The organism is Cognataquiflexum rubidum, assembly GCF_022538115.1.
Taxonomy (GTDB): Bacteria; Bacteroidota; Bacteroidia; order Cytophagales; family Cyclobacteriaceae; genus Cognataquiflexum; species Cognataquiflexum rubidum.
Genome location: NZ_JAKZAL010000009.1, coordinates 188,351 through 202,368, shown reverse-complemented (window position 1 = coordinate 202,368; position 14,018 = coordinate 188,351). Strand labels below are relative to the sequence as shown.

Annotated in this window: 13 protein-coding genes; 10 read left to right on the top strand and 3 right to left on the bottom strand. The window is 43.1% G+C overall.

Features of this window, described 5'->3' with window-relative positions:
- Positions 1–213: 213 nt before the first annotated feature.
- From MMU05_RS11965 to MMU05_RS11955, 3 genes are all read left to right on the top strand, one after another.
- Entirely contained in the window at positions 214–2,046 is a 1,833-nt protein-coding gene (locus MMU05_RS11965) for an ABC transporter ATP-binding protein (protein ID WP_241141916.1), read from the top strand.
- 33 nt (positions 2,047–2,079) lie between these two features.
- Positions 2,080–2,445 carry a hypothetical protein gene (locus MMU05_RS11960; protein ID WP_241141915.1) on the top strand — a complete coding sequence of 122 codons (366 nt, stop codon included), beginning with the start codon at positions 2,080–2,082 and terminating at the stop codon, positions 2,443–2,445.
- Between the two features lie 77 nt (positions 2,446–2,522).
- Entirely contained in the window at positions 2,523–4,061 is a 1,539-nt protein-coding gene (locus MMU05_RS11955) for a YifB family Mg chelatase-like AAA ATPase (protein WP_241141914.1), read from the top strand.
- Positions 4,062–4,233: 172 nt separating this feature from the next.
- On the opposite strand, the gene MMU05_RS11950 is transcribed toward MMU05_RS11955, so the two are convergent.
- Positions 4,234–5,337, bottom strand: coding sequence for a trans-sulfuration enzyme family protein (locus tag MMU05_RS11950; protein ID WP_241141913.1), 1,104 nt, complete (start codon positions 5,335–5,337; stop codon positions 4,234–4,236).
- A gap of 88 nt (positions 5,338–5,425) precedes the next feature.
- Entirely contained in the window at positions 5,426–5,905 is a 480-nt protein-coding gene (locus MMU05_RS11945; RefSeq protein WP_241141912.1) for a DUF4293 domain-containing protein, read from the bottom strand.
- Between the two features lie 106 nt (positions 5,906–6,011).
- Here MMU05_RS11945 and truA point away from each other — a divergent pair, with 106 nt between their 5' ends.
- The 7 genes from truA (at position 6,012) to hemE (ending at position 12,282) form a co-directional block, all read left to right on the top strand.
- Positions 6,012–6,764: a tRNA pseudouridine(38-40) synthase TruA gene (gene truA, locus MMU05_RS11940; protein WP_241141911.1), complete on the top strand. Its 753-nt coding sequence runs from the start codon at positions 6,012–6,014 to the stop codon at positions 6,762–6,764.
- 13 nt (positions 6,765–6,777) lie between these two features.
- Positions 6,778–8,553: an ABC transporter ATP-binding protein gene (locus MMU05_RS11935; protein WP_241141910.1), complete on the top strand. Its 1,776-nt coding sequence runs from the start codon at positions 6,778–6,780 to the stop codon at positions 8,551–8,553.
- 38 nt (positions 8,554–8,591) lie between these two features.
- On the top strand, positions 8,592–8,744 hold the full coding sequence (locus tag MMU05_RS11930; protein WP_241141909.1) for a hypothetical protein: 153 nt from the start codon (positions 8,592–8,594) through the stop codon (positions 8,742–8,744).
- A 416-nt stretch (positions 8,745–9,160) separates the two neighbouring features.
- Entirely contained in the window at positions 9,161–9,742 is a 582-nt protein-coding gene (locus MMU05_RS11925) for a hypothetical protein (protein WP_241141908.1), read from the top strand.
- A gap of 155 nt (positions 9,743–9,897) precedes the next feature.
- Positions 9,898–10,419 (top strand): hypothetical protein, encoded by a 522-nt coding sequence (locus MMU05_RS11920; protein WP_241141907.1) that lies wholly within the window; start codon positions 9,898–9,900, stop codon positions 10,417–10,419.
- A gap of 92 nt (positions 10,420–10,511) precedes the next feature.
- Positions 10,512–11,045, top strand: coding sequence for a collagen-like triple helix repeat-containing protein (locus tag MMU05_RS11915; RefSeq protein ID WP_241141906.1), 534 nt, complete (start codon positions 10,512–10,514; stop codon positions 11,043–11,045).
- Positions 11,046–11,256: 211 nt separating this feature from the next.
- The gene (hemE, locus tag MMU05_RS11910; protein WP_241141905.1) at positions 11,257–12,282 is read left to right on the top strand and encodes a uroporphyrinogen decarboxylase; all 1,026 of its coding nucleotides are present in this window, start codon (positions 11,257–11,259) and stop codon (positions 12,280–12,282) included.
- A gap of 826 nt (positions 12,283–13,108) precedes the next feature.
- Here the strand turns inward: hemE and MMU05_RS11905 are convergent.
- Positions 13,109–13,909, bottom strand: a complete 801-nt coding sequence (locus MMU05_RS11905; RefSeq protein ID WP_241141904.1) for an MOSC domain-containing protein — start codon at positions 13,907–13,909, stop codon at positions 13,109–13,111.
- Positions 13,910–14,018 lie beyond the last annotated feature (109 nt).

The following is a 14,018-nucleotide window of genomic DNA, read 5'->3' as shown; positions in this document are numbered from 1 at the left end:
AACCAAAAAAGGCAAAAACAACCATCTTGAAATTCTAAATTTCTTCTTAGCTTGACGCTTATGGATAGCTATCGGGATCCGTCCCGACTGAATAAAAATATAGGGTTACTGGCAAAAAAGCGTAAATCCATAAATCGGCTTTTCAGGAATTCAACAGAAAACCAAAACCTATTTTTATTCCTTAACTTGCGGCCAAATCTGTAAAAGCATTTCATGAATACTTACCTCCGTATTTTGTCTTATGCCCGGCCTTACCGCAGGTATTTTCCGATATACGTCCTTTATACACTGTTGGCCATCATCTTTGGCCTGATGAATTTCACACTGCTGAAGCCGTTATTTGATGTGATCTTCGAGCAGGCACCGCAGGCTGACATGAGCAAATACCTCAGCAAGCCTGATTTTGCATTCACGGTTGACTATTTCCTCACCCTGTTCAATTACTATTTCCATCAGATCTCTGAGACTTATGGCAAGTTTGGGACTTTGGTCTATGTCTGTATCATCATTGTTATTTCTGTTTTTCTGGCCAACCTTTTCACCTATCTCTCCGGAGTGGTTTTGGCCAAAGTACGAGCAGAAGTCATCAAAAAAATGAGGATGTCGATTTTTGAGCAAGTGTCAAGGATGCACATCGGGTACTTTTCCAACGAAAGAAAAGGGGATCTGATGTCCAAAATGACCAACGACATCCAAGAAGTGGAGAACAGTGTAGTGCAATCACTGCGTGTCGTCTTCAAAGAACCGGTAACCATTATCCTGTATTTTGCCGTGCTGTTTTTCATGTCTTTCAAATTGACACTCTTCACCATCATGGTCATTCCGATATCTGGTGCGATCATCGGCGGGATTACAAGGAGATTGAAAAAGACAGCCATCGAAAGTCAGGAAAGCCTCGGCCGGATTGTCAATATATTGGATGAAACTATCGGTGGCATGCGGGTAATCAAGGCATTTGGTGCCCAAAAATACGTGAGAAGTAAGTTTGACAGCGAGACGGACTTTTACTCCGATGTAAATATCTCCATGGCCAAGAAAAACGAGTTGGCCTCTCCCATCTCACAGTTTATGGGGGTTTCGGTCGTGGCGGGGATTTTGGTGTATGGCGGAAGCTTGGTCTTGAATAACAATTCTGACCTCAGCGCTTCGGATTTTATCACCTATATCATCATCTTCACCCAGGTATTGAATCCTGCCAAAGAAATCTCCCGTGCGGCAAGCAGTATACAGAGGGGTTTGGCTTCTGCGGATCGTATATTCAAAGTAGTCGATACGCCAAGCGAAATCCAAAACGCTGAAAATCCTGTCATCATCGATACCTTTAAAGATGCCGTACAGTTCCATAATGTTTCTTTCAGCTATGAAAAGGAAAAGGTGTTGGACAATATTTCTTTCACCCTCCAAAAAGGGAAAACCATCGCTTTGGTAGGACCTTCCGGTGGAGGAAAATCAACGATTGCGGATTTGGTTCCAAGATTCTATGACCCGACAGAGGGGAAAGTCACTTTGGATGGGGTAGATTTGAAAACCATAGAAATCAATTCCCTGATCAAACAGATGGGGATTGTGACGCAGGAATCGATATTGTTCAACGATTCTGTGTTCAACAATATCGCCTTTGGGCTTGAGGGAATATCCGAGGAGAAAGTCATCGAAGCGGCCAAGATTGCCAATGCCCATGAGTTTATTGTCGATTTGGAAAACGGTTACCAAACTTCTATCGGGGAACGCGGATCGAAACTCTCAGGCGGTCAGAGGCAACGGCTCAGCATTGCGCGGGCGGTATTGAAAAACCCTCCGATCCTGATATTGGATGAGGCGACTTCGGCATTGGATTCCCAATCAGAAAAATTAGTGCAAGAAGCCTTAACCAATCTCATGGCCAACCGTACAACATTGGTAATTGCCCACAGACTCAGTACCATTCAGCATGCAGACGAAATCCTTGTAATCAAAAAAGGGCAGATCGTCGAACGCGGAACACACCAACAACTCATATTGGAAGAAGGATTATACCGGAAACTTTCCACTATGCAGTCCTTTTAGTAATTTAGACAACAATTAAATTTTAGCATTCATATGAAACAAATAGATAAAATCTCGCACTTAGTGACCGCACTGTTTTTCGGAATAGCACTTGTCTTTTTCCTTCTGTTCGAAAATGTAAAGGGCATCTTGAAGGTGGATGAACTGACGCCGACTTTGGTGGTCAATTTCCTTCTGATCGGCTTGTTGCTTTTTTTGATTTCTTGGGGTACCAGTACCATGGTCAGGAGCAATATTGTGGCTGAACTATCCAAAAAGGAGACTGAAAAAAACGAACTGAAAGCCAAGCTTTACGATTTTGAACAAGGTGTCAAACTCAAAAACATCGAAAAGAAACTGGAAACGATCGAAGAAGAAAGAGAAGCATCAGTAATTCGCAAAAGACAAAATTTCAAATAACTAAAGGATATTTGGATTTAATAACTAATTTAGGAAACCCAATCGGTTTCCTTTTTTTATTGCCTAAAATCTAAAATATGGTTGCAAAAACTTTCGGCTGTGCTGTGTCCGGTGTTGACGCCAAAGTCATCACGATAGAAGTGAATGTGGGTCAGGGGACAAGTTTTTTTATGGTTGGCCTTCCCGACTCCGCCGTCAAGGAAAGTCAGCAAAGAGTAGAGTCTGCGCTCAAGTACTTCGGCTACCGAATGCCCAGGCAAAAGGTCGTCGTCAACCTTGCTCCTGCTGATATCCGCAAGGAAGGCTCTTCTTATGATCTACCCATTGCCTTGGGGATTATGAAAGCTTCCGAACAGGTAGCATTTCCCGAATTGGAAAATTACATCATCATGGGAGAATTGTCTCTTGATGGCAATCTTCGCCCGATCAAAGGCGCATTGCCAATCGCAATAGAAGCCAGAAAGCAGGGATTTAAGGGATTTATCCTTCCTGTAGAAAATGCCTCCGAAGCCTCCATTGTGAATAAAATCGACATTATCGGAGTAAATACTTTGGAGGAGGCCATCAAGTTTTTGGAAGGTGAACTGCAGATCGAACCTTTGGTGACCGATACAAGGGATATCTTTTACCATTCTTTGGAGCAATATGAATTTGATTTTGCTGATGTACAGGGTCAGGAAAATATCAAAAGGGCAATGGAAATCGCAGCAGCCGGAGGACACAATGTCATCATGATCGGCCCTCCCGGTGCAGGCAAAACCATGCTAGCCAAAAGACTTCCTTCCATTCTTCCTCCACTTTCTCTTCAGGAAGCTCTGGAGACAACCAAAATCCATTCGGTCGCAGGCAAACTTGGCAAAAACGCAGCGCTGATCGCAAACAGGCCTTTTCGGTCTCCACACCATACCATCAGTGATGTAGCTTTGGTAGGAGGAGGCGGTAATCCCCAACCGGGAGAAATATCCCTTTCGCACAATGGTGTTTTGTTTTTGGACGAATTACCTGAGTTCAAGCGTACTGTCTTGGAAGTGATGCGACAGCCTTTGGAAGAAAGAAAAGTTACAATCTCGCGGGCAAAGGTTTCTGTGGAGTTCCCTGCCAATTTCATGCTGATTGCCAGTATGAACCCCTGCCCTTGCGGATATTACAACCACCCTGAAAAAGAATGCGTCTGCGGTCCCGGAATCGTGCAGCGCTACTTGAATAAAATCAGCGGTCCACTTTTGGATAGGATTGATCTGCATGTGGAAGTGACTCCCGTAAGATTTGAAGAGATGACCTCCACCAGAAAAACTGAAAACAGCAAATCCATCCGGGAAAGGGTCATCATAGGAAGGGAAGTCCAGATCGAGCGGTTCAAAAACAATCCGGAAGTCTACTGCAATGCCATGATGCCATCCCATATGGTCAAAGAAGTCTGTCAAATCAATGATGCAGGAAAAGTACTTCTCAAAACCGCCATGGAAAGACTTGGACTCTCGGCAAGGGCCTATGACAGGATCCTGAAAGTATCTCGGACCATCGCTGACCTGAGTCAAAGCGAAACCATCAAAGTAGAGCATCTTGCAGAGGCTATACAATACAGAAGTCTGGACAGAGAAGGTTGGGCAGGTTAATATTTGGAAAAAATTAGTTTCGATAAAATTTCGATGAATAAGAAAATAATGCACCAAAAATTTTACGAATAGGAAAAATTTTATTTTATTTACTAAGCATACGAAATAGTTGTGTTGGTCGCCCTTTTTTAGCTCACCGTTTCAAAAATATAAAGGCTGTCCTGAACAGCCTTTATTTATGTAAGGCCTGACTCAAATCCTCCAATAAATCATCCAAATGTTCCAAACCCACTGACATCCTAATCAGGTTTGCAGGTGTTTTGCTATCCGGACCTTCTACAGCAGCCCTTCTTTCGACTAAGCTTTCTACTCCTCCGAGACTTGTCGCATTGGTAAAATATTTCAGTTTTGATATGACCTCATCTGCTTCCGCTGCACCCCCTTTGACCAGGAAGGAAAGCATGCCCCCAAAACCCGACATTTGGGAAGCGGCGACCTGATGGTTTTTGTGGGATTTCAATCCGGGATAGCATACTTCCTCGATTTGAGGATGTTGGAATAGATATTCCGCAATGGTACCGGCATGTTCGGCATGACCTTTCATTCTGTAAGCCAAAGTTTTAATGCTCCGTGTTAAGAGATAGGTATCAAAAGGAGAAGGAACCGCTCCCCCTACATGTTGGATCATTTTGATTCTTTGCCAAAAATCATCTGCTTTTTTGCAAATCAAAGCTCCCCCCAAGATATCACTGTGTCCACCAAGATATTTGGTAGTACTGTGCATGACGATATCAGCGCCGAGTAGAATCGGGTTTTGAAAAACAGGAGTTGCAAACGTATTGTCGCAAGCCACTTTCGCTCCGATTTCTTTTCCAATTGCAGCAAGTGCACGGATATCCGTGATTTTGAGCAATGGGTTGGAAGGCGTTTCGATCCAGATAAGTTTGGTGTTGGGTTTGACAGAAGCCCTGACAATATCCAGGTTAGCCAGATCCACAAAACTCACTTCCACGATCCCTTTCAAAATCTCCACCAACTGTCTATGGATACCATGGTACATGTCATCCGGTGCGATGATATGACTTCCAGGCTCTAAAGCCTGAAATACTGCCAAAGCTGCTGCATTACCCGAAGAAAAAGCTGCCGCACCTTCGCCATGTTCCAGTTTGGCCAATACATTTTCCAAAGCCATCCTGTTGGGATTATTGGCCCTCGAGTAGATCAGCGAACCCTCATGGTGCACAAAAGTGGTAGAAGTGGTAATGGGTTGCACAGCAGGTTGGTGGGAATCGGTGATGATGTTTCCTGCGTGTATGGCGAGTGTTTCGAGTCTCATGGCTGTTTTTTTTCAAACTTACTATTTATAAAAACAAAAGCCAGCGAAATCAACCGCCGGCTTTTGTATGATTATGTATGTGGTATTTCTACCTGATTCTATCCACTGACCTGACGAGCATTTCGTCCTTTCGGATAAACCTATTTGCAAGCAGGTTACAGATCATCCCGGCAAAGATCGCCCAAAACCCAGGCACAAAAGCCCCATTGACTTCAGGATTGATAAGGGCATTTGCCGTATGTGTGGTCCAGACTATCAGTCCGACATTGACCACCATCACAAAGGAATTGACCATATTCAAAAACATTTGCTTGGTCCTGTTTTTGTATTGCATCAAGCTGAAAATCGCGATTCCTGCAGCTACAATGGCCAGAATGGCAATGAATATTTTGGAGGAAGTATCCACAGTTTCATTGGAAGCCACGTCAAGAGTAGTTAGATTCCAAGCAGTGAGGGTCATCAATTGGGTCTGACTTGGGTTGACCTGCTGCCAGATGGGAAAGGAAATCACCAATATCATGGCCACTGCCACAAGAAACAGAAAAACGGTTTGGATGCGTTGTATCATTTTGCTTTTTAAATTTTGACAAAGAAACAGGGTAATTTTTTGATTCGCAAGGTTTGTATAAAAGGTGGTTTTTATTTGCCTTCGAATAATATCTTTGCACTGTAAAATGGAAATCCAAAGGTTTTTTATAGAATTCGCTTACCGCGGGACGCGTTATCATGGCTGGCAATTCCAGAAAAATGCCCATTCTGTGCAGGCAGAGATGGAGAAGGCCCTTTCTGTGATACTGAAGCAACCTTCTTATCTGACAGGTAGCGGAAGAACGGATACGGGCGTTCATGCTACCCAACAGTTTGCTCATTTTGACACTGCTTTAAACCTTGAGGAGGCGGATTTTGTCCAACGGATCAATGGCGTGCTACCAAAGGACATTGCAGTCTATGCTTTGCGGAAGGTGAAGAATAATGCCCATGCGAGATTTGACGCAAAATGGAGAAGCTATTTATACAAAATCACCTTACGGAAGGAACCATTTGAAGAAGAAAGGGCATGGCTATTGTATTACATTCCTTCGGTGGACAAAATGAATGAGGCTTCCAAACTATTGTTGGAACATGAAGATTTTCAATGCTTCTCCAAAGTCCATACTGATGTCAACCACTTCAATTGTAAAATAAAAGAGGCCTATTGGGAACAAAATGGTAATCAATTGCTCTTTCATATAACTGCCAACCGGTTTTTGCGTGGAATGGTAAGGACGATAGTAGGAACTTTGGTCCAAGTGGGTTTGGGAAGACTTGATTGCGATCAGTTTCAGGAAATTTTAGACAGCAAAAACCGCAGTCAGGCAAAAGCAGCTTCTCCGGCCCAAGGCCTTTATCTTTGTAAAGTGGTTTATCCCCAAGAAATATTTATTTAAATACTGAATCATTTTGAGCCTGGAAAAAGAAAATATCAAAAGTGGTGACATCATAGATGCCCAGGTTTTAAAAAAACTGTACCAGTTTGTCAAGCCCTACCAAGCCCGCTTTTACTTTTTGGTATTCCTTACCATTGCGATGGCAGTGTTGGCCCCAACCCGCCCATACTTCATTCAGATTGCTATCGATGACTATGTCGCGGTAGGAGACAGTGATGGTTTGCTGAATATTATCTATTTACTTATTGTATTGCTGTTGCTTCAATCCTTGGTGCAGTTTGCGCATACCTACCTCTCAGGATGGATCGGGCAGGTCATCATCAAGGACATCAGGGTCAAACTCTACCGCCATCTCCTCAAGATGAGGTTGAAGTTTTTTGACAATACACCCATTGGAAGATTGGTGACAAGAAATGTTTCTGATGTGGAAACGCTCGCCGATGTATTCAGTGAAGGATTGGCAGCCATCATCGGGGACTTGCTCCAATTAGTAACCATTTTGGGAGTGATGTTTTATGTGGATTGGAAGCTGACTTTGGTCAGTCTGAGTACGCTACCGCTCCTCATCATCTCCACTTATATTTTCAAAGAGAAAATCAAAGTAGCCTTCAATGACGTCCGGAATGCAGTTTCAAACCTCAATTCATTTTTGCAGGAACATATCACTGGTATGAACATTGTGCAGATTTTTAACAGGGAAAAAAGGGAGTACGAAAAATTCAAAGACATCAACCGTGAGCACAGGGTAGCCCATGTCAAGTCAGTATTGTACTATTCGATCTATTATCCAGTCGCAGAAATCATCCAGGCAATCGGCACCGGCGTGGTGGTATGGTATGGCGCAACAGGGGTTTTTGATATGGAAATCCAGATCGGAATCCTGATTTCCTTCATCATGTACCTGCAGCTTTTCTTCCGGCCCATCCGGATGATTGCTGATAGATTCAATACCCTTCAAATGGGCGTAGTCAGTTCATCGCGAATCTTAAAACTCCTGGAAAATGACGATCAAATTCCAAATGAAGGAAAGCACAAACCCGAAAAAATTGAGGGAAACATCAAACTGGAAAATGTATGGTTTGCCTACAATGACGAGGAGTGGGTGCTGAAAAACATCAATTTCGAAGTCAAACACGGGCAAACTGTCGCCATGGTCGGTGCCACAGGAGCCGGAAAATCTTCTATCATCAACCTGATCAACAGATTCTATGACATCAACAAAGGCCAAATAACCCTTGACGGCACTGACATCAAGGAATATGAGCTAGGCACTTTGCGCAAACATATCGGCGTGGTATTGCAGGATGTTTTCTTGTTCTCGGACACCATACTGAATAACATCACACTTGGCAATCCCGAGATTACGAGGGAAGAAGTCATGAAAGCGGCGAAATTGGTAGGGGCTAAAAAGTTTATCGAAAGACTTCCCGGCGGCCTGGATTACAACGTCATGGAACGGGGCGCCACACTTTCGGTGGGACAAAGGCAGCTGATATCCTTCGTCAGGGCTATAGTCTACAATCCTGAGATCATCATTTTGGATGAGGCGACCTCTTCTGTCGATACCGAAACTGAGGAGATGATCCAAAAGGCCATTTCTAAAATGATGAAAGGAAGAACTTCTATCGTCATCGCTCACAGGCTTTCTACCATACAAAAAGCCGACAAAATCATGGTACTCCACCAAGGAGAAATCAAGGAAACCGGAACCCATGAGTCGCTCTTGGAATTGGGAGGCTACTACTCCAAACTCCATCAGATGCAGCTAAAGTCGATGGTGATTGGTTAGAGGGGGGAAGATTGGAAGTAAGGAAGATTGGAAGTACGATGTACAATTTACGATGTACGATGTATGATTTACGAAGTACGAGGGGGAAAGTGGGATTTACGAAGTATGAGGTGGAGTACGAAGTGGGAATCAAGATTTACGAAGTTCGGGATAGGAAGTGGGAATTTCAAGGTGCCGAGCCATCACTCTGAGTGGTCAACATTAATTTGAATGTTCAGAAAGAGTAATGACATTAATGTGAAATAAATTGGCCTCGGCAAGCTCGGCCACCGCGGTTGTTCTTGGGATAGGGGCAGGAGGGGAAAAGCGGCAGTGCCGCTTTTCCCCTCCTGCCCTCTAAATTGCCAAACACTAGTTCCCCGAGCTTGCCGAGGGGGTCATTTAAGTTTATGTCATTGGTAGCGAAGCGAAGAGTCACCAGGAAATAGATCCTTCACCTCCGAAAGCTCCGGTTCAGGATGACGGGACAAGTCTCTGACCTTGATTCTCATCTCTCGGTTCTCGTATCTTGAATCTTATGTCTTGCGTCTTGTGTCTCAAATCTCACGTCTCACATCTCATATCTCATATCTATAAAGAAAAAACTAAACCAAAAATAAAAACCACAGTGAAAAAGTTACTTGTTTTGGCTTTGGCCATATTGCCACTATTTGCTTTTGCCCAAGAACCGGGCATTGGATTGAGGTTTGGAGAACCTTTCTCCATCACCTACAAAACCTTCTTGGATGATAAAATTTCCATTGAGGGAATGATCGGAAGGGGTGGACCAAACAGTGCTCAATATTACCGAAGGGATTTTGATAACAACAGACCAAGTCCAAATGCTTTTTATGTCGGCCACAGCACCTCCAATTCCTGGTCTTTGAATTTTAGGGGGGCTTATCATGAGGATTTTACTGATGATTTCAATATTGGATCCGGCTACTTATTGGGTTATGCCGGGGCGGGAGTTCAGCTTCGATCCGTATTGGTAGATTATGCCTTTACGGATTCCTCCATCTCGGCATTGCCTTTGAGGGAGACCCGTAGAAACATGGATTTTGGCCCCGAAGCATTTGGCGGGGCAGAATATTACTTTGACGAAGCGCCGATCAGCGTTTTTGGGGAAATAGGCTTTTTCATGGAATTATTGGATCGTTTCGGCCACTTCCGATTGCAGGGAGCTATTGGCGTGAGGTATTTGTTTTGACCTGATGCTATGACCGGGAAAAGACTTATTGAAACCGACAACCGACCACAGTCGACGGTCCACACATGCCTGCCGCGGCGGAGCCAATTCAAAAGACCTTCACCCCAAGTTTCATTTGGTTATTGTCAAGAAATCGTGGATACTCCATCCTTACCATGAAAAAAAAGATTGTTCTCGTCTCATTCATTTTATTGGTGGTGACGGGATTGTTTGTATTCAACAGCATGGGGGGCTTCAATGAAGTCCAACTAGAGGTCTTGGACAGGAAAGACATCAACTTGTCAGGAAGGCATTTTAAGGGAATCCCACAGGATGAAAAGTTGGGAATTGCATTTCTGGAAATTGAAAAAATCAAAAATGCCCATCCTGAGGCAGCTTTGCATACCATCTATTATACCGAACCAGCTGGAAAATTAGACACTATGGAAGTTTTTGTTGGTTTGGAATCAAAATGGATGGACAAGAATGTTGGATATGATCAGGTGTCTTTTTCAGGGGAAAATGTTATCATTGCTACCATAAAAGCCCACCGTTTTGTGATGCCGAGTCCATTAAAAATCAAAAACAAGATCAATGACTTCGCAAAGGACAACAACTTACCCATTCCTGATGTGTTCATTGACCAGATTATCGGACCTGATGAAGTCAATGTTATTGGTATAAAACTTGTAAAGTAAAACCTGAGTCAGTTCTGCTTCGTTTCCTTCTTACAATTCATTTAAGTCAATTTCAGTCTAAATTTTTAATTCCTAATCAAAACAGAAATCCTATGAGAAAATTACTTTCTTCATTTCTTTTGGCAGCTTTTGTTGCCGTATCTGCCTGTGAAGGGCCTATGGGACCTCCAGGATTCACCGGCCCACAGGGTCCACAGGGTCAAGCCGGCGTCAATATTGTAGCTGAAGCTTTTGAGGTTGATGTCAATTTTACAGCAGCAAATAACTACCTGGCTGTATTCGACTTTCAGCCACCTATTTTTGACAGTGATGTCGTATTGATTTATGTTCGTTGGGAAACTGCCAATGGAAATACCATATGGAGGGCATTGCCTCAGACCGTCTTTTTTGAGGAAGGGATTTTGATTTATAATTATGATTTCAGTAAAGTAGATTTCAGTGTGTTTTTAGAGACAACCTTTGATCCCACTTTATTGGGAAATGACTGGACAAGGAACCAAAAATTCAGGGTTGTAGTCGTGCCAGCTGATTTTAGTTCAAGAATCGATTACAATGACTATGAAGGAGTTGTCAAAATGCTAGAATTGTCCGAAAGCGATTTTGTGAAACTTGAAGAAAGAAAATAAATTTCAAAAGCCTCCGACATGGAGGCTTTTTTTTGCCTTTCACAAATCTGGATTTTACTTTAAAACGTAAACCGGAAAAGCCAATATTAAGTGAGGTCTTGAAAATTTGGACGGATACTTTCAGAAAAGAGATGCCAATTCTCTTACAAAGTCCACCGGAAGTTTTTAACTCCTTTCCTCCTAATTCAAATTCGGATTCTATATTTGCACCATGCAATTGAAGAATGATTTATTGATACGTGCCGCAAAAGGCGAAATAGTAGAAAGAACACCTGTGTGGCTGATGCGTCAGGCCGGAAGAATCCTTCCTGAGTACCGCGCAGTCCGTGAAAGTGTGAGTGGTTTTATTGAATTGGCTCAGACACCGGAATTGGCAGCTGAGGTGACCATACAGCCCGTGGATATTTTGGATGTCGATGCGGCGATTATTTTTTCAGACATTTTGGTCATCCCTGAAGCCATGGGATTGCCTTATGAAATGCAGGAAAAGCGTGGACCTTGGTTTCCTGAGACTGTAAAGGATGTTTCTGACTTAAAGAAACTGAGGATTGCTGACGGCGTGGATGACCTCAGCTACGTAATCGAAGCGATCAAAATCACCAAAAAAGCGCTGAACGGCAGGGTTCCGTTGATTGGTTTTGCCGGTGCGCCATGGACGATTTTCGCTTACATGGTCGAAGGGTCAGGAAGCAAGACTTTTTCCAAATCCAGGGCAATGCTCTATACACAGCCGGAGTTTTCCCATAAACTGCTGCAGATGATTACCGACAGCACGATCAACTACCTGAAAGCTCAGGTGGCGGCAGGTGCTAACCTGGTTCAGATATTTGACAGTTGGGCTGGTATCTTACCTCCAAACCATTACCTCGAATTCTCCCTTCCTTATATCTCCCAAATCTGCGATGCCATCCAAAATGTACCGACAACGGTTTTTGCGAAGGGTGCTTTTTTTGCGAGAAAAGAAATGGCAATATTGAATTGCAGTACAATCGGTTTGGATTGGAATATGGGAATAGCCGAATCAAGGGAATTGATCGGGCCGAATAAAACTTTGCAGGGAAATTTGGATCCTGCTGCTTTATATGGCAGCGCAAAGGAAGTCGAGGCCGCTACGAGAGAGATGATGGACCAATTCAAAGGGACGAGACACATTGCCAATCTCGGTCATGGCGTCTATCCGGATATCAATCCTGAAATGGTGAAGGTGTTTATTGAGACGGTTAAAAATTATTCCTAATCATAAGGAGATTTTATTTACCGCAAAGGGCCCCATGGTTTCACAAAGGTCGCAAAGTGGAGATACGACTTGTGGAGGCTGCCGAATTTGAAAAATAAGCACTGAAAGTGCGAAATAACTTAGAGATGGGTGCAGCCCATCGTCATCATGAGGAAGGTTTCAACCAAGCCCTGAAAGGGCGAAAGAAATTAATTTAAAAAATATCCTGCTTTAACCGCAAAGGACTCAATGGTATCGCAATGGTCGCAAGTGGAGAAATTGATCGGTGAACACATGTCTTACCACCACGGAGGTCACTGAGCAATCGGAGATAAATCTCCAACTGCGTTGGCTTCCATTTTATGGTCCCGCAGAACACGCAGACTGGCGCAGATCAATTCTATAAATATTCCAGAGCCTTATTTATCTGTCAATTCCTTCTGCGAAGATCTGCGAAATCAGCGGGAAAATAATTCAATAATCTTTCCTGTCGTCATTATTCTTTTTTTTGCTCTGCGTTTTTGCGTGAGGTATATTTTTTTTCGCAAAGGAAAAGAAGGTTTCGCAATGGGAGCGAAGGATTTTGAACTTCTCTGTTTTTGGTGGAAAGCTATTAACTCTCTATTCCTTGTTTGGCCAAAAACCGGAATCGCTGTTTTCGTTTTTTACCCCGAGTTGCGTTCCTTACTCGGGGTTAATTTTATTTGATCCCTTCAGGATCATATTCCCCGCCGATGACAGTGCTCCCAAACCATTATTCATTCAGCATTATTAATTCTCTTCTTTTTTCCTCTGAGTGCTCTGGGGTAAATAAAATTTTAACCCAAAGGTACTGACAACTTTTTTTCTATTTCAAAAAAGGAACCACCTCATCCCCTACTTTAATCTTATCTCCACTGAGCAAAAGCATATTCTGACCAAACATCACTTTGTGGTCGAAAGTCCTATAGGTAGCCAATGTCTTTAAAGGTTCTTTGCTCTTTTCGGCAGTTACCTGATTGACTGTGGTCATCACACAGCGGGCACAGGGTTTGGTGATTTTGAATACAGCCTCGCCCACTTGTACTTTGTCCCAAGTATCATCCTCAAAAGGATTTCCACCGGCAAATACCAGATTAGGCCTGAATCTGTCCATGGGAACGGGAACTTCCAACCTTCCATTGAGTTCATCCAATGAAGTCTGACCGATCAACAAATAGGGCATGGCATCCGCAAAACCAACCGATTCACTGTTGACAGCATACTTTGGGGATAATTTTCTTTCGGTGGATTCAGGCATGATGACTAGGTCACATTCCCTATCTAGTGTTTCTGAAAACCATTTGCTGACCTGCTGATCCACTTTCTGCCCAATCACAACATCATCCCAAATGGTAACTGATAAAAAATAATTTGTTTGGGGTTGAAAAGGAACCAGAATCCTATGGCTGTGGTCATTTTTGTGGTAAACCAAGAGACCAGAATCTCCCACTTCCACTTGCAAAAGGGCCATTTCAGGAAAGGTCCTTTGGGTCAGAAACATCCCCTCTTTATCTACCAACATCCACCTCCTGTCAAATTTCAACCCTCTTTCTTCAAGAATGGATTCTTCTAATCTGATACCACCAAGTGATTTGATAGGATAAATATAAATGTCCTTTAGATACATTGTGGGCTAAATTTTAAGGATAAATCAGTTTTGGGATAGTAAATCTGAGAATGCAATGGAAAGTAATTCGATTCAGAAAAGTGACATTAAATTTAGATTACAATGTTTT

Bases quoted from the DNA above. Each gene is read 5' to 3' on its own strand.
- MMU05_RS11905 (WP_241141904.1), bottom strand. From the start codon at position 13,909: ATGTATCTAAAGGACATTTATATTTATCCTATCAAATCACTTGGTGGT.
- MMU05_RS11960 (WP_241141915.1), top strand. From the start codon at position 2,080: ATGAAACAAATAGATAAAATCTCGCACTTAGTGACCGCACTGTTTTTC.
- MMU05_RS11920 (WP_241141907.1), top strand. From the start codon at position 9,898: ATGAAAAAAAAGATTGTTCTCGTCTCATTCATTTTATTGGTGGTGACG.
- MMU05_RS11965 (WP_241141916.1), top strand. From the start codon at position 214: ATGAATACTTACCTCCGTATTTTGTCTTATGCCCGGCCTTACCGCAGG.
- MMU05_RS11930 (WP_241141909.1), top strand. From the start codon at position 8,592: ATGTACAATTTACGATGTACGATGTATGATTTACGAAGTACGAGGGGG.
- MMU05_RS11945 (WP_241141912.1), bottom strand. From the start codon at position 5,905: ATGATACAACGCATCCAAACCGTTTTTCTGTTTCTTGTGGCAGTGGCC.
- MMU05_RS11950 (WP_241141913.1), bottom strand. From the start codon at position 5,337: ATGAGACTCGAAACACTCGCCATACACGCAGGAAACATCATCACCGAT.
- hemE (WP_241141905.1), top strand. From the start codon at position 11,257: ATGCAATTGAAGAATGATTTATTGATACGTGCCGCAAAAGGCGAAATA.
- truA (WP_241141911.1), top strand. From the start codon at position 6,012: ATGGAAATCCAAAGGTTTTTTATAGAATTCGCTTACCGCGGGACGCGT.
- MMU05_RS11955 (WP_241141914.1), top strand. From the start codon at position 2,523: ATGGTTGCAAAAACTTTCGGCTGTGCTGTGTCCGGTGTTGACGCCAAA.
- MMU05_RS11915 (WP_241141906.1), top strand. From the start codon at position 10,512: ATGAGAAAATTACTTTCTTCATTTCTTTTGGCAGCTTTTGTTGCCGTA.